This window comes from Halopiger djelfimassiliensis (assembly GCF_000455365.1).
GTDB lineage: Archaea > Halobacteriota > Halobacteria > Halobacteriales > Natrialbaceae > Halopiger_B > Halopiger_B djelfimassiliensis.
The window spans coordinates 244,301-259,287 of the sequence record NZ_HG315685.1; the positions used below are offsets into that span (position 1 = coordinate 244,301).

Here is a 14,987-nt window from a genome sequence, read left to right on the forward strand (position 1 = left end):
TTTTTCGTGATCCGTGCTACTCGAGCAGCGACTCGCCGGTCATCTCCGGCGGCTGTTCGAGACCGATCAACTCGAGGATGGTCGGCGCGATGTCCGCGAGCGTGCCGCCGCTGCGGACCGTCCGGCCGCCGTCGGAGTCAGACTCCGACGAGGATCGCGAACCGTCACCGGTTCGCCCACCGCCGTCCGTTCCGTCGCCGTCGACGTAGACGAGGGGGACGTCATTGTACGTGTGGGCGGTGTGGGGATCCTCCGCCGTTCCCATGTCGTCGGCGTTGCCGTGATCCGCGGTGACGAGGACGTGCGCGCCGTGGCTCTCGAGGGTCTCGACGAGTCGGCCGAGCTGTTCGTCGACGGCTTCGACGGCCTCGATCGCGGCCTCGTAGTCGCCGGTGTGGCCGACCATGTCCGGATTGGCGTAGTTGAGCACGAGCACGTCCGGATCGTCCGAGCGGATCACGTCGATCGCGGCGTCGGTCACCTCGGCCGCGCTCATCTCGGGTTGCAGGTCGTAGGTCGGAACGTCGGGGCTCTCGACGATCTTCCGGATCTCGCCGTCGAACTCGACCTCGCGGCCCCCGTTGAGGAAGTAGGTGACGTGAGCGTACTTCTCGGATTCGGCGATCCGTAGCTGCGTCTTGCCGGCGTCCGCGAGCACCTCCCCGAGGACGTTCTCCGGCTGGGTCGGCGGGTACGCCACCGGGAGGTCGAACGTCTTGTCGTACTGGGTCATCATCACGACCGCCGCGTCCGGCGGGCTCGTCTCGAACTCGTCGGCCCAGTCGTCGGAGCGGATATCCGCGAGCATGCGGGTCAGCTGGCGGGCACGGTCCGAGCGGAAGTTGAACCAGACGACCGAATCGCCGTCCTCGAGCGCCGGCCGCTCCGAGATCAGGGTCGGCTCGACGAACTCGTCGGTCTCGCCGCGGTCGTACGACGCTTCGACCGCTTCGACCGCCGAATCGGCCTCGTACTCGGCCTCGCGGTCGACGATGGCGTCGTAGGCCCGTTTCGTTCGCTCCCAGTTCTGGTCGCGGTCCATCGCGTAGTACCGGCCCGAGACGGTCGCCACGTGGCCGGTCCCGTGCTCGTCGACGACGCCCTCGAGCGTGCGCAGGTACTCCCGGCCGCCCGTCGGCGAGGTGTCTCGGCCGTCGGTGATGGCGTGTGTGACGGCCTCGACGCCGCGATCGGCCGCCAGTTCGATCAGCGCGTGGAGGTGCTCGTGATCCGAGTGAACGCCGCCGTCGCTGACGAGGCCGAGGAAGTGGATTCGGCCGTCGTTTTCGCGTGCGTTGTCGAAGGCCGTATTGATCGCGTCGTTCTCCCGGAAGGAGCCGTCCGCGATCGAGTCCGAGATGCGCGTATACTCCTGGTAGACCACGCGGCCGGCCCCGATGTTGAGGTGCCCGACCTCGCTGTTTCCCATCTGTCCGTCGGGGAGGCCGACTCGCCTGCCCGATACCTCGAGCGTCCCGTACGCCCCGGCCGTCGCGAGCCGATCGAACGTCGGGGTATCGGCCGCCTCGATCGCATCCCTGCCGTCGCCGTCACCGAGTCCCCAGCCGTCGAGGACGATCAGCGCAGCTTCCATGTGCCATCGATACCCACCCTCGCGTAACTACCTGTCGTTGTTCGTCACGCAGGCACACAGGGTCGACCGACGGTCGTCGAAGCCGTTCGTGCCATCCCGCCGTCCGCGACCTGTGGACCGGCGATCCACAAAACATTTAGGTGACTTGTTGCATCGACTAACTATCTACCGTCGGGTCCGGCACCCATCCGGCCGCGGCACTCGTCCGCCACACCGCTCGAGGCGTCTTCGGGCGGTTTCGCCGCCGTCAGGTCCCGTGTCCCGGATCACGACGCGCCACAGCCGATACCTCATGACCGCCCTCCATACGTTTGTCACCGAAACCGAGCCCGCTCGAACACGGCTCCGTGCGGCCCTCGAGCAACGGTTCGGGATCGACGCGCGTGCGCTGGCGATCTTCCGCATCGCGCTCGGACTCATACTGCTCTTCGATACCGTGCACCGATCGCAGGACCTCGTCGCGTTCTACACGGACGCCGGCGTGCTCCCGCGCCAGTTGCACCTCGAGCAATCCGACCGGCTGGTGCGGTATTCGTTGCATATGCTGTCGGGGGAACCGTGGTTTCAGTTCGTCCTGTTCGCGCTCACGGCGGCGCTCGCCGTGTTGCTGATCGTCGGGTACCGGACGCGTCTGGTCACGTTGCTCTCGGCGATCCTGCTCATCTCCCTCCACGTACGGAATCCGCTGGTTCTGAACGCCGGGGATCGGTTGTTTCGGGAGGTGCTCGTTCTGGCGGTGTTCTTGCCGCTTGGCAGTCGGTGGGCGATCGATTCCCGCTCGGACGAGCGGCTGCAGGTAACGAGTCCCGCCACGGTGGCGACGCTCGTGTACGTGGTGACCCTCTTTTTCAACAACGCGGTCCACAAGACCGACGGCGACACGTGGCTGACCGGCGAAGCGTTACGGTACGCCCTCCGACAGGATCACATGACGATCCTGCTTGGCAACTCGGTCGTGAACTATCAGCCCGCACTCGAGATGGGAACGTACGTCTGGTTCGGGCTGCTCGCCTGTTCGCCGCTGTTGCTCGTCTTCGGCGGTCGCCTTCGGATCGCGTACGTCGCCGTGTTCCTCTCGGCGGCCTGTGGGATGGCGGTGAGCATGGCCGTCGGCCTCTTTCCGGCGCTTTTGGCGACCCTCCTGCTTTTGTTCCTTCCGGCCCGCGTCTGGGACGCGCTCGAGGCCGCCGGCGTCGTCCTGCTCGAACGCGAAGGTTCGCTGGCGCGTATTCAGACGGCGGGACGACGCCTCCGGACCCGAATCGGTCGTCCCCGCGGGCTGCGATCCGTGCTGTCGGACCCCGCCCGCCGCCGGCACCGTCAGGTCTGGACGGTCGTTCTCTGGTGTATGGGCGTCCTCGTCGTCCTGTGGTGTGTCGGACTGTTTGGATTCACGGCACCGTTCGAACCGGTCGAGTCCGTCGACCCCGAGGAGCATCAGTGGCGGATGTACGCCCCCGATCCGTCCGCGAATTACGGCTGGTACGTCGTCGGCGCGTCCCTCGAGACCGGCGAGGAAGTGGACGTCCTCCGGGACACCGAACTCGACGACCACCGGACCGTGCCGCCGCCGGACGCGTCGGTAACGCTCCCGAACTTCCGGTGGCGGAAATACATGAACTCGCTTAGCGACAGCGAGGACCGCACCGACCGGTTCGCCGCGTACATGTGCGACCATGCGAACGAACAGTTCGAACCGACGGTCGAGTCCGTGACCGTGACCTACACCAACCATCCGATCGACCTCGAGAACGAAACCGATCCGACGGTGTACGACCGTGGTGAAGCGACGTGTTCTGAATCGCCCCGATCGGAACGCTGAACCCGCTGTCGCTCCAACGAGAACCGATGAGTGAGACCGTTCCGGACGACGACCCGATCGTGCTCTTCGACGGGGTCTGTAACCTCTGTAACGGGCTCGTGCAGTTCATCGTTCCCCGCGATCCGGACGGGCGGTTCCGCTTCGCGTCGCTGCAGTCGGAAGTCGGCACGGCGTTGCTCGCCGAACACGGCCTGCCGACCGACGAACTCGAGTCGGTCGTGTTGATCGAGGGCGAGGACTGTTACGTGAAGTCGGCGGCGGTGCTCCGGATCGCTACGCTCCTCGGTGGCTGGTACCGGCTGCTCGCGCCGTTTCGGTACGTTCCGCGGCGGCTCCGTGACTGGGCGTACGACGCCGTCGCGGCCCGCCGCTATCGGTGGTTCGGTAGGAAAGATCGGTGTATGATGCCGACCGGTGACGTCCAGAAGCGGTTCCTCGAGTAGTCGTCACCCGGCCGCCGTGGCGGGGGTCATCGGTCGTGTTCGAACGTCGTGCCACAGTCGCCACAGACGGTCCCGTTGCCGGGTTTGCTCCGCTGGGCGAACACGGATCCACACTCGTCACAGATCATGTAGAGTCGGTGCTCGGGGGGGACGCCGGCTTCGAACTCCATCGTGATCCAGGCGTCGGGATTGTCCGCTTCGTACAGCGTGACGCCGCCGTTCGACTGCCGCCAGTTGATCGCGGTCCCCTCTCGGTCGGTAACTTCGATCCCTCGGTTGGACATCGGGTCATCCGCATCCATTCCGCCCCTTCATATAACTTTTCTGATGATTTTTTACCCGATCTCGAGTTAACCCACCTCCGGCGTCGGGGCCGACCACTGGATTTTTGCGGGTGGGGTGGGTGCCACCGGTCATGACGCTCGATCCGGTCCACTTCGACGGCATCGCGCGACTCGCGAGACGGATCGACCACGGGGCCGACGAGCGCGATCGCCGCGCCTTCGCCGAGACGGTCTGGGAGGAGTTCCTCGACCCGCTCGTGCTCGACGGCCGGACGGTCCTCGAACCCGTCGACGAACGCTCCCGTCGGCTGGTCGACTGTGAGGACATCGCGCTCTGTGACCGATCGTTCCCGACCGAACACGGACTCGACGCGGGAACGATCAACCCGACGACGTTCAAAAACGGGCTCGTGATCGACATCGCCCAGGCGGCGATGAGCGCGTCGCCGAGCGATCTCGATCTCCACCGCTCCCGAACCACCGTGATGACGGTCCACTCGAACGACGAGACGATGACCGTCGACGAGACGTGGGGGAAGTTCGACGAGGGATACAGCCGCAGCCGGGCCGTGAAGATCCCGCCGCTCCCGCGGTTCGCGGAAGGGGTCGTCCACGCGCTCGCGCTGTATCTCGCCGAGAGCAACCACGCCCGCGATCACGCCACGGACGTCGACGACCTGCTCGTGCTCGACGGGCCGATCTACCCGCGCGGGCTGCTCCGGTGGGCCGATCAACACCCGGATCTCGCCGACTTCCTGCTCGAGGACCCGCGCCCGACGACCGTTCTCGAGAACTACGTTCGACTCGTCGAGACGTTCGTCGACCGGGACGTACCGCTGGTCGGGTTCGTCAAGAACCCGGCGACCCGCGTCATTACACAAACGCTGAAAACCAACCGAACCATCGACGTCAGCACCCCGTGGAACGACGACGCCGCCCTGTTTACCCGCCTGCTCGAGCGCGGCGAGTACGTCGACGACGTCGACGGCGACCGCTGGGAACGGGATACCTCGGCGCTCACCTACACCAACTGGTTCCGGTCTCGGGGCGGCGTCGACCGTCCACTCTCGGCCGACGGTGACGCGCTCGGCGTCGACCGACGGCTCCCGCACGAGCACTACGAGGTGACGTTCTTCGTCGTCTACGACCCCCGCGACGATCTCGTCTACCGGATCGAAGCGCCGTACGCGTTCACCCGCGACCGGGAAACACGGGACCGTCTGGCGAGGCAACTGCTTCAGGACGTAGCGATCGCCCACGGACCGCCGACGATCGTCGAGAAAGCCGACGAACTCGCCCGGATCAGCAACGCGGAGAAACGGTCGCTCCGGGAGACCCTCGAGACGCAGTTCGATACCAGTCAGGACCGGACCTACGACGACCACCGGTGGGACGAGGCGTACTGAGTCGCCACCGGTGGAACGGGCAAATCGGTCGCGTACTCGATGCTGTACTCGAGCACGACCGGGTGGACCGTCGGGGATCGGGGCGGTGTGAGTGGGTTCAGGTCGATCGCGCTCCCGACGATAGACCGAACGGCGCTCGAGTCGAGCGCCGGAACCGGATGTTTCGGCGGGGTGGCGGCCGGAACGTCACGACGCCGCTCGAGCGGCCGTCGGTCCGGGCGCTGTCGACAGGGGGTGTGTCGATGGGGCGTGTTTATTCTTCGAACAGTACCGATGACCCGTTCTCGGACCAGTCGAGCACTCGGACGTCGCCGTTCTCGATCTCGACGTACGTGTTCTGTGGCCGCGTTGGGAGTTCGGCGGCCCTGCGCTCGGTCCACGCGCCAGTGTTGACGAAGCGGTCCCCGAGTTCCGTGTAGTGGGTGTGCCCGAAGACGACGAACTCCTCGTACTCGTCGAGCAGTTCGTTCGTTACCGTGTCCGCCGCTGGCGGCCGCTCGCCGGCAGCGTCGGGTTCGTAGTCGTCATCGTCGACCGGCGGCGGCTGTTCGAGGAGTTCGACGATGTCGAGGTTCTCGGTCAGATCGTCCCACGTGTTCTCCTGCGTGGTTGCGGTCTCGTCGTCGTCGTTGATCAGTTCGTAGAACTCGATTATCACCTTCCCCAGATCGTCGCTGCCGGCACAGAGAAGGGCGCTGGTCAGGTCCGCCTGTTGTGGGTCGGCCCCGTCACCGTGGACAGCGACGAACTCCCGGCCGCCGCTTTCGAAGTAAAACTCCTCGCCGATGTGCCACGGCGCAGCGAGCGTTGCGGCGTCGTAGTCGTCGCGACCGACGTCGACGAGTCGACGATCGTGGTTTCCGGCGATGACCACGACCTCGATCCCCGAAGAAACGAGTTCCTCGAGTTGCGTCGTGACGTCGTTGTACTCGAGCAGCGTCGACGACATCCCGCGGTACCAGAACTCGAAGAGATCACCGTTGAGCACGAGCGTATCCGGGTCGAGGTCCGGGACGTCCTCGCTGAGGAACTGGACGAACGCGTCGTCGTTCGAATACGGCGATCCGAAGTGAACGTCGCTCGCCGCGACGACGTGGTTGTGGTCGGCATCCGCGAGCGCGCCGTCCATCGTCGCGCCGAGTGTCACTGTGCCCGCTGCCAGTCCGGCAGCTTTCATGTACGACCGTCGATCGAGGTGGGATTCCGGTGTCATAGCGCTAGGTGTCGTCCAGATCGACTGGACAGTAATAGAGCCGACAAATAATACATTTAAATTTAATATGTTGAATACGTGCTAAAATACAGGCGTACGTACTGGTCAATATTCCGATGGCGGCAGGGCGGCGGAATCGGTTCCCCTCGATAGCCATCCCGTGACAGACGGTGGTTTTCCGCGAGTTCAGTTCCTCGCTATTGGTATCTAATATCAACCGTTCGGTGATTCGGAAACGTATTAGTGTCCGTCTCCACCCTCTGTGTCTATGGCTCGAGATTCCGGGGGACGGGACCCCGATCACGCCGCGGACGACGTCGGCCGAAGCCGTCGACGGTTTCTCGGCGCGACCGTCGGCGTCTCGGTCGGCGCGCTTTTCCCTGCGACCGCACGCACTGTGGCCGACTCCGACGCGGAAACGGTGACGATCGTCCACGATACGCACTTCCACGGCCGTCTCCGCGACGCCGAATCGGACGCGCTGAACATTGCGCGATACTACACGGCCGTCAGGGATATCCTCGACGGCGCGGCGAATTCGCTGTTCGTCGGCAACGGGGACGATCTGGCCCCGTCGATGCTCGGCCTCGAGTACGAAGGCGAGCATATGATCGAGGCGCTGAACTACATGGACGTCGACGTCAACGGGGTCGGAAACCACGAGTACGACTTCGGAGCGGACGTGGCGACGTCGCGGTTCGAGGAGAGCGAGTTTCCGTGGGTCGTCGCGAACTTGCTCGATGACGAGGGGAACGCGGTCCCCGGGACGGAGCGGTGGATCACGCTCGAGACCGGCGACCTGACTGTGGGCGTCTTCGGACTCGTCTCCGGAAGCTTCCACTCGCTGACCGACTATCCCGCGGCGTGGTCGGTCCTCGATCCCGTCGAGGGCGCACGGGAGGCGGTCGAGGCGCTCCGTGCGTCGGGTGCCGACGTCGTCGTCGCGGCGTCACACGTCACGACGGGGGTCCACGACACGCTCGCCGCCGAGGTCGACGGCCTCGATGCGATCGTCGGCTCCCACTCCGGAGTCGTCTTCGACGAACCGGACGTCGTCGACGGGACGATCGTCAGCGAGTTCGGCGACGAGTTCGACCACGTCGGTTCGATCACGCTCGACGCCGACGGGAGCCTCGTCGACTGGCAGCGAACCGATCTGCTCGGCCCAGACGCCGAGCCGGCACCCGAAGCCGACGCGTACGAGGAGATCCGTACCCGTTCCGTCGATACGATCGACCCCGATCCGTTCCTCGCCGACCTGACCGAGGAGTGGGCCGCACAGCTCGAGGCCGAACTCGGGAAGACGGCCTTCGAAAGCGAGGTCGAACTGAACGCGACGTACGACAACTACGCGGTCGAGACCAACTGGGGGAACCTCATGACCGACGCGATGCGAACCGTCGGATCGATCGGCGATATCGACGTCGACATCGCCGTCCAGAACGCCGGCGGCATTCGAAGCGACTCGACGTACGGCCCCGGCGAGATCACCGGCGCTGACGTGTTGAACGTCCTGCCGTTCCCGAACGAAATCGTCGTCGTCGAACTGACCGGCGAGGCGGTCGTCGACTACCTCGAGGAGGCGATCCGGTCCCACCCGGCCCCCGACTTCGGCGCACAGCAGGCGGTTCAGGTGTCGGGACTCTCCTACGAGTGGACGGGACACGAGGGCGAGACCCGCGTCGAGAACGTCTTCGTCGACGGCGAGCCGATCGATCCCGACGGGACCTACACCCTCGCGCACAACGACTACTCCGTCGGCAACTCGGCGGTGCTTTCGGCGGCCGAGGTCGTCCTCGAGTCCGGCCAGCTACAGGGACCGTACGTCCTCGAGCAACTCGAACGGAAGGATACCGTCGCCCCGGAACGCGAAAACCGAATCCTTCGCGTCGACGAGGTCGTCGGGGAGGCGTCGGCGTCCCGCGACGGCGACGAGGTGACGCTTACCGCCGCCGTCCCGAACGGGGCCGAGACGATCGACACCGACTCGTTCCGCGCGGTAATCCGGACCGGCGACGAACTCGCGGCGAAATCGGCCCGCGTCGACGGGGATACCGTCGCCGTGACGTTCGACGCGGCCGACCTGACCGCGCTCGCCGAGACCGTCGATTCGCCGGTGATGCGCCTGTTCGGCCGCTACGATCCGGCACAGGACGCCTGGCCGTACGACTTCGAGGTCCCGACCTCGAGCGGCTACGATCGCTTCGTGCTCCGGGCCGACGTGAGCGCGAGCGCGGTGCTTGGTGACGATTCCGACGGGAACGGGACCGGTGACGGCGGATCCGATGATGGTACCGACACCGACGGCGACGGCGTCCCCGGATTCGGACCGCTCGCCGCGCTTGCCGGCGGTGGCGCCGGAACGTACGCCTACGCCCGCGGCCGGGCGGACGACGAATCGTCCGCAACGACCGACCGGAGCGGCCCCGATCGGCCGTAACACGACGATGAACGCGATGCCCCGAACGGTTCACGACGATCCGTCGCTCGGGACGCTCGCCGGACGTGCGATCGGGATCTGTCTCGTCGTTCTCGTCGCGGTCGCGGGTAGCGCGGCCGGGACGGCCGTCGCCGGTGACCGCGTCGCAGTCGTCACGCCGACGCCACAGACGGTCGAGACCGAACCGGGCGAACGGTTCACGGTCACCGTGACCATGCAAAGCGACGGCGGCCACGGCGGGGAGGGGATCCGTTCGGTCGACTTCGTCGCCCGGTATCATCCCGACTATCTCGAGATCACCGATGTCGAGCGGGGACCGTGGCTCGAACAGGGGCCGGAGACCGATGTCCGAGTGGAGCGCACGCTCGCACACGAGGACGGCACCGCCGTTCTCGAGCAACGACGCGAACCGGTCGCGGACGGGGCGACCGGCGACGCGGTGCTCGCGACGATCACCGCCGAGGTCGCCGAGGACGCCCCGCCCGCGGAACCGACGATCTCGTTCGGCGAAACCGGCGTTCAGCCGGCCCGCGGCTGGCCGTTGCCGGTCCACGAGCGGAACGTGACCGTCGAAATTGACGGCGGCGGTGACGAAACTCCCACGTTCGACCATCCCGATCCCGACGCGCTCGAGGCCGACGGGACGGACGCGGGGCTGCCCGAGACGCCCGGATCCGAGAACCGCACGACCAACGGGACTGCCGACAGCGCCGACGGAGATGCCGTTCCCGGGTTCACTGCCACGCTCGCACTGCTGCTTGTCAGCGCCGGTGTTGCCGTCTTCGCTCGCGCAAGCTGACACTTCCGACGACCGGCGATGCGGTGTTATTGCTCGGCGCTTGGTTCCTGTTTTTCGACCTCGAACTGGACGTCCGCGGGATCGATGCCGATTCGTGCGAACTGCGTTCGGACGTGTTCCTTCGCACCTTCGACGGCCTGGGTTCGCGTATCGAAGCCGCGGGGCATCGGGGATTCGAACGCGAGGTTTACCTCCCGCCCGTCGACGAGTTGCGTCGTCCCACCGCTGTCGACCTCGTAGAATTCGTCACAGACCCAGACGTACGCGGCGTCCTCGTCGGGCGCGCCGCGAAACGAGGGAGCCCGTTCACCGCGTTCGTACAGCGTCCCGGTGAGCTCGGTCCCGCCCGCTCGACCGCGTACCATAAGCATGTCCTGACGTACGGCTCCTGAACGCAAAAAGGTCGTGGCACCGATCGAACGGTCGGCTTCGGCGACGGCACTCCAGTAACGGATCGCTACGTGATAGCGACATCGAGCGGTCGTCGATCCGAAGTATCCGACTCGATATATGATCGTGATATCCACACCGTCGCTCGAGCGTAAACGATCCCTGAGGGTGCCCATTTCTGGCGTTTGGGTCGAGAACTCGACTATTACGGAAGTAATATCATCTTCCAGACCCAAATCGTTTTGGAAACGGGCTTATCCCCCTTGCAGCGGTCTGTAGGTGTAATGAGTTCTGACGCTCACCTCGGCGGTGCCAGCGATCGGGGGCCACTGAACGACGTCCCGGCGGACCGCTACGATGTCCTTCGACATCCCCGTCGAATCCGCATCCTGGAACTGCTCGATACGAGCGGGCCGCTCTCTTTGACCGAACTCACGACGGCGGTCATCGACAGCGAAGGCCGGGATGTCGCTGACGGGGAAACGCGACACGAGGTGTACGTCGGTCTCGTCCACAATCATCTGCCGCGTCTCGCCGAGCACGACGTCGTCGACTGGGACGACGATGACGAGGTTTCCCTTGCCGGCGAACCGCCCGTCCGTCCGGCAACGCTCTCGATGTTGCTCGAGGTAGCTGCCGAAGACGACGCGGAACTGCTCGATCGACTCGTCCACCCGGTCCGCATCGCGTTGCTCGAGGCACTCGCGTCCGGCGACCGGACGGAATCGGCGTCGCTCGCGGAACTCGCGTCCGAACTCGCCACGCAGGAACCCGCCGTGCCCGCCGACACGAGGGCGGCGAAGATCACCCTCCACCACTCCCATCTCCCCGCGCTCGAGTCGGCCGGCCTCGTCGAGTACGACACCGAGTCCCGACGGATATCGATCGCTCGGATCGACGACGTTCCGATGCTCGTTCGATAACCGTTCCCGTTCGCTTGGCCCCGCTTTCTCCCCGTGCTTTCGTCCGCTCCGGAATCCGTCACCAGGAACACATAAAAGCGTCTCCGTCCATAGTCGTACGACGAATGGTAGTACCCTCGCTCGGTCCGCGGGACTCGGATCGCTCCCACGGACGCGGTCCTCGAAGCCGTATCGTCGCTGTCCGGCCCCGGACTCCCACTGCCCCGTTCCCGCGACTCCGAGGTGGCTCGGCCACATGATCGCCGAGATCACGACGGCAACGCGTGCTGTTGGGACGCTCGTCGCCGTCGTCGTTCTCTGTGGAACGCTCGTCGCGGGCCTTGCGGCTCCGGCCTTCGCCGCCGATCAGGTGGCGATCGTTTCGCCCGATTCCGAGCACGTCGAAGTCGCGCCCGGCGACTCGTTCGAACTCGATGTCGACCTCCGGAGCCAGGGCGGCCACGGCGACGACGGCGTCGCCGGGGTGACCATCGTCTCGCAGTACCACCCGGACTACCTCGAGGTGACCGACATCGAACGCGGGCCGTGGCTCGAGGGCGGCAACGAGACCGAGATCCACACCGCGACGGCGATCGCCAACGACGAGGGGACGGCGATCCTCGAACAGTGGCGCGAGCCGGTCGCCGGCGGCGCGACGGGGATCGACACGGTCGCGACGGTGACCGTCGAGGTCGACGAGGACGCCTCGCCCGCGGCGACCGAGATCACGTTCGGCGAGAGCGACGTCGATCTCGAAAGCGAGTGGCCGTTGCCCGTCGTCGACGAGCGCACCACGACCGTGACGATCGACGGCGGCGAGGAGTCGCCCGAGCCGTTCGACCACCCCGACCCGGACGAGTTCGATCCGGCGCGGGATTCCGACTCGGACGAGTCCGGGTCCGACGACGACGCGGCCGAGGGCGAATCGCCGACCGACGAATCGGACTCGGTACCCGGTTTCACGCCGGGGGCTGTCCTTCTTGCTGGGGGACTCGCGCTTGCAGGGGCCGGCTACGTCACACTCCGACAGCGTTCGGACTGAACGCTCCGTCCGATCGGAGGGAAACGCGTTTTAGTGATGGGTTGGATGGAAGTGATATGACCGATCTGGGAGACTTCGGCGAGTTCAACGCCGACTCCGACGCCGATTCCGCCGAGAAGGAGGACGTGACGGCTGACTCGAGCCGGGACGCGTCGGGGTCGTCGCGTTCCGATGGGCCGACACGTACCGCGGACCGAACCGACGAGTTCGAACCGACAGCCGTCGAACCCAGCGGCGAGGACGTCGGTATCGGCACGATCTGTGTCTCCCAGGGGCTTCGCGTCGCCGAGGACGGCGACGACACGACGCTGCAGGCGTATATCACCCGTGGCAACCGGTCGTCGATCCGCATCGGGAGCTACCTGCTTGCCCCCTACCCCGACGGCGAGACGCTGTTTTGCCGGATCACCGGCCTCGAGTACGCCCAGCAGTACCACGCCGACGACGCGACGGAGATCCACGCCCGGCGCGCGATGCGGACCGACGGCGTCGACGAGGCAGATTACAAGTTCGTGGCATCGCTCGAGCCAGTAGCCGTCCTTTACCGCGATAATGGCGAGTTGAAACGGCGGATGACCGACCGCGTTCCCAAGCCCCAGACGGTCGTCAAGAAGGCCGACGACACCGACCAGATCAAGACCGGGCTGAAGATGCCCGACGACGGCGTCTTCCTCGGCCACCTCTCCGTCGGCGGCGAGAAGGTCCGGACGGCGGCCTCGCCCCCAACCATCGATTACCGGCTGAAAGACGACTACGAGGCCGGCGACCCGCTCGTGTTCCGACACACGCTGATCGCCGGCGGGACGGGGTCGGGGAAGACCCACGGGGCGAAAAACGTCCTCCGACAGTTCCTCGCCGCGGAACGAACGTATCCGATGGCGGACGGCCGCGCCGTCCAGCCCGCGGTCGTCCAGTTCGACCCGCAGGACGAGTACGCCCAGATGCACGACGACAACCCCGAACTCGACGACGCGTTCGCGCGTCGTCTCGAGCGCGAGGGCATCGCCCACGGCGGCGTCGACGATACGACGGCGTTCGTCCCCAAGGTCGGTTCGGCGTCGTACGCGGCGGGCCACCACCGCGCGGAGCAGGTCGAGTTCACCATCCCGTTTTCGATGGTCCACGACAACCCGTGGCTGGTCGCGGGCAGCGGGTTGAACGACAACCAGTACGGCGCGCTGGTGAGCGTCCTCCTCCCACGGTTCCGTCGAGAGTACGGCTCCGAAGCGACCTACGAGGAGTTTACGACGTTCCTCGACGACCCGGCCTTGCGCGAGGAACTCGACGAGTCGGGGCGGGTCCACGAGGCGACCTTCGACGCCGTCCGCCGGCGCGTGCTGGGGTTCGGTCACGTCTTCGATCAGGACGCCCGCCCGATCACCGACCTCGTCGGGGAGTTCGTCCGTCCCGGCGGCCTGAGCGTCGTCCCGACCTACCATATCAACGACACCCGGGCGACCGAGACCGTCGTGCTCGCGCTCTCGTCGCTGTTGATCGACCAGAAGCTCTCGAACGACCCGACCTACGACCGCATCAAGGAGACGCCGCTCGTCCTCGGGATGGACGAGGCCCACAACTTCCTGACCGACGCCGACTCGGTACAGGCCGGCAAGGTCATCAAAAAGTTCACCGAGGCCGCAAAGCAGGGTCGCAAGGAACGGCTCGGCCTCTTTCTCATCACGCAGGACCCACAGGACATCGACGACGCCGTCTTCAAACAGCTCAACACCACGATCGTCCTCAACTTGGGCGACGAGGACGCCATCAAGAGCGTCAACATCCCCAGCAACCTCGAGTCCAAAGTCCCGTACATGGAGAAAGGGCAGATGGTCGTCTACTCGCCGGATAACTCCGACCCCGTCGAGTTGATCGGGCTCTCGAAGTGTCTCACTCGCCACGGACGGGGGTAACCCGCGGGCGCTACGTCGACTCCCGTTCGGGAGCGGTCATCGCGAGGCTGTACATCTCGCCGACCGCCGCGGACCCGATTTCGTCGACGAGCCGGTCGGCCCGATCGACGAGCGGCTCCGCGAGCGCCGCGGGAAGCGTCGCCGTGTGCCGTCGGACGACGTCGGCGTGGGCCTCGAGGAGGTCGCTCGTCCACGGGACCGGCTCGAGGATCGTCCGGGTTCGGTCGAGACGCCAGCCGTAGCCGGCGAACAGCCGTTCCAGTCCCGCCACGGGGTAGAAGGTAAGCGCCGGTCGCCCCGCAGCCAGTTCGGCGGCCGCGTTCTCGACGGCGAAGAGCCGTCGAACCGGACTCGAGCCCGGAAGCGGCGCGTAGTCGTCGACGACGAGACAGCCGCCGGGAGCGACGACCCGCGTCAATTCCGCCGCGACGGTGGCGGCGTCGGCCGGCGGGAGGACGTTGAACAGGGCGTGGGCCGTGACGACGTCGACGGCGTCGTCCGGCAGCGGAATCGACCGCAGATCCGCCCGCAGGATCGACCCCCGGTCGTCGCCGGCGACGCGGTCGCGAACGTCGCGTGCGTGTTCGGCGTCGTCCGTCAGGGCGTATACCTCGGCCGCACCCGCCTCGAGCAGCCCGACCGTGGCGTTTCCGACACCGGCTCCCGCCTCGAGACAGACCCGGCCATCGATCGTGCGATCCGCGAGCGCCCGCCGGACCGTTCGGGGGACGTCCATACGTTG

At 66.2% G+C, this 14,987-nt stretch carries 13 protein-coding genes; 8 read left to right on the plus strand and 5 right to left on the minus strand.

Annotation, left to right across the window (positions count from 1 at the left end; all coding sequences use genetic code 11):
* Positions 1–16: 16 nt before the first annotated feature.
* Complete coding sequence (gpmI, locus tag TX80_RS07095; protein WP_049922423.1) at positions 17–1,594, minus strand: 2,3-bisphosphoglycerate-independent phosphoglycerate mutase; 1,578 nt, start codon at positions 1,592–1,594, stop codon at positions 17–19.
* Positions 1,595–1,850: 256 nt separating this feature from the next.
* Here gpmI and TX80_RS07100 point away from each other — a divergent pair, with 256 nt between their 5' ends.
* Both TX80_RS07100 and TX80_RS07105 read left to right on the plus strand, forming a co-directional pair.
* Positions 1,851–3,416 (plus strand): HTTM domain-containing protein, encoded by a 1,566-nt coding sequence (locus TX80_RS07100; protein ID WP_230198686.1) that lies wholly within the window; start codon positions 1,851–1,853, stop codon positions 3,414–3,416.
* A 26-nt stretch (positions 3,417–3,442) separates the two neighbouring features.
* Positions 3,443–3,859 carry a thiol-disulfide oxidoreductase DCC family protein gene (locus tag TX80_RS07105; protein ID WP_049922425.1) on the plus strand — a complete coding sequence of 139 codons (417 nt, stop codon included), beginning with the start codon at positions 3,443–3,445 and terminating at the stop codon, positions 3,857–3,859.
* A 26-nt stretch (positions 3,860–3,885) separates the two neighbouring features.
* Here the strand turns inward: TX80_RS07105 and TX80_RS07110 are convergent, their stop codons facing one another.
* Positions 3,886–4,143 (minus strand): hypothetical protein, encoded by a 258-nt coding sequence (locus TX80_RS07110; RefSeq protein ID WP_230198687.1) that lies wholly within the window; start codon positions 4,141–4,143, stop codon positions 3,886–3,888.
* Positions 4,144–4,274: 131 nt separating this feature from the next.
* On the opposite strand from TX80_RS07110, the gene TX80_RS07115 reads away from it, so the two are divergent.
* Positions 4,275–5,549 (plus strand): DNA double-strand break repair nuclease NurA, encoded by a 1,275-nt coding sequence (locus TX80_RS07115; protein WP_049922427.1) that lies wholly within the window; start codon positions 4,275–4,277, stop codon positions 5,547–5,549.
* 253 nt (positions 5,550–5,802) lie between these two features.
* On the opposite strand, the gene TX80_RS07120 is transcribed toward TX80_RS07115, so the two are convergent.
* A complete protein-coding gene (locus TX80_RS07120; protein WP_049922428.1) occupies positions 5,803–6,762 on the minus strand; it encodes a metallophosphoesterase in 960 nt (319 codons plus the stop codon).
* Between the two features lie 268 nt (positions 6,763–7,030).
* Between TX80_RS07120 and TX80_RS07125 the strand changes: the two genes are divergently transcribed.
* Complete coding sequence (locus tag TX80_RS07125; protein ID WP_049922429.1) at positions 7,031–9,202, plus strand: bifunctional metallophosphatase/5'-nucleotidase; 2,172 nt, start codon at positions 7,031–7,033, stop codon at positions 9,200–9,202.
* A gap of 7 nt (positions 9,203–9,209) precedes the next feature.
* Positions 9,210–10,001 carry a cohesin domain-containing protein gene (locus tag TX80_RS07130; protein ID WP_230198688.1) on the plus strand — a complete coding sequence of 264 codons (792 nt, stop codon included), beginning with the start codon at positions 9,210–9,212 and terminating at the stop codon, positions 9,999–10,001.
* A 26-nt stretch (positions 10,002–10,027) separates the two neighbouring features.
* Here the strand turns inward: TX80_RS07130 and TX80_RS07135 are convergent, their stop codons facing one another.
* Complete coding sequence (locus tag TX80_RS07135) at positions 10,028–10,372, minus strand: DUF7113 family protein (protein ID WP_049923185.1); 345 nt, start codon at positions 10,370–10,372, stop codon at positions 10,028–10,030.
* Positions 10,373–10,675: 303 nt separating this feature from the next.
* Here TX80_RS07135 and TX80_RS07140 point away from each other — a divergent pair, with 303 nt between their 5' ends.
* The 3 genes from TX80_RS07140 (at position 10,676) to TX80_RS07150 (ending at position 14,245) form a co-directional block, all read left to right on the plus strand.
* The gene (locus tag TX80_RS07140; protein ID WP_049922430.1) at positions 10,676–11,314 is read left to right on the plus strand and encodes a DUF7344 domain-containing protein; all 639 of its coding nucleotides are present in this window, start codon (positions 10,676–10,678) and stop codon (positions 11,312–11,314) included.
* A 235-nt stretch (positions 11,315–11,549) separates the two neighbouring features.
* Positions 11,550–12,335 (plus strand): hypothetical protein, encoded by a 786-nt coding sequence (locus tag TX80_RS07145; protein ID WP_049922431.1) that lies wholly within the window; start codon positions 11,550–11,552, stop codon positions 12,333–12,335.
* A 56-nt stretch (positions 12,336–12,391) separates the two neighbouring features.
* Positions 12,392–14,245, plus strand: a complete 1,854-nt coding sequence (locus tag TX80_RS07150) for an ATP-binding protein (RefSeq protein ID WP_049922432.1) — start codon at positions 12,392–12,394, stop codon at positions 14,243–14,245.
* Between the two features lie 10 nt (positions 14,246–14,255).
* Here TX80_RS07150 and TX80_RS07155 read toward each other — a convergent pair whose 3' ends face one another.
* Positions 14,256–14,981, minus strand: a complete 726-nt coding sequence (locus TX80_RS07155; RefSeq protein WP_049922433.1) for a class I SAM-dependent methyltransferase — start codon at positions 14,979–14,981, stop codon at positions 14,256–14,258.
* Positions 14,982–14,987: the final 6 nt, after the last annotated feature.

Excerpts from the sequence above, each read along its gene's own strand:
- TX80_RS07115 (WP_049922427.1), top strand. The coding sequence starts at position 4,275 with ATGACGCTCGATCCGGTCCACTTCGACGGCATCGCGCGACTCGCGAGA.
- TX80_RS07125 (WP_049922429.1), top strand. The coding sequence starts at position 7,031 with ATGGCTCGAGATTCCGGGGGACGGGACCCCGATCACGCCGCGGACGAC.
- TX80_RS07135 (WP_049923185.1), bottom strand. The coding sequence starts at position 10,372 with ATGCTTATGGTACGCGGTCGAGCGGGCGGGACCGAGCTCACCGGGACG.
- TX80_RS07140 (WP_049922430.1), top strand. The coding sequence starts at position 10,676 with ATGAGTTCTGACGCTCACCTCGGCGGTGCCAGCGATCGGGGGCCACTG.
- TX80_RS07155 (WP_049922433.1), bottom strand. The coding sequence starts at position 14,981 with ATGGACGTCCCCCGAACGGTCCGGCGGGCGCTCGCGGATCGCACGATC.
- TX80_RS07145 (WP_049922431.1), top strand. The coding sequence starts at position 11,550 with ATGATCGCCGAGATCACGACGGCAACGCGTGCTGTTGGGACGCTCGTC.
- TX80_RS07120 (WP_049922428.1), bottom strand. The coding sequence starts at position 6,762 with ATGACACCGGAATCCCACCTCGATCGACGGTCGTACATGAAAGCTGCC.
- gpmI (WP_049922423.1), bottom strand. The coding sequence starts at position 1,594 with ATGGAAGCTGCGCTGATCGTCCTCGACGGCTGGGGACTCGGTGACGGC.
- TX80_RS07105 (WP_049922425.1), top strand. The coding sequence starts at position 3,443 with ATGAGTGAGACCGTTCCGGACGACGACCCGATCGTGCTCTTCGACGGG.
- TX80_RS07150 (WP_049922432.1), top strand. The coding sequence starts at position 12,392 with ATGACCGATCTGGGAGACTTCGGCGAGTTCAACGCCGACTCCGACGCC.
- TX80_RS07110 (WP_230198687.1), bottom strand. The coding sequence starts at position 4,143 with ATGTCCAACCGAGGGATCGAAGTTACCGACCGAGAGGGGACCGCGATC.
- TX80_RS07130 (WP_230198688.1), top strand. The coding sequence starts at position 9,210 with ATGAACGCGATGCCCCGAACGGTTCACGACGATCCGTCGCTCGGGACG.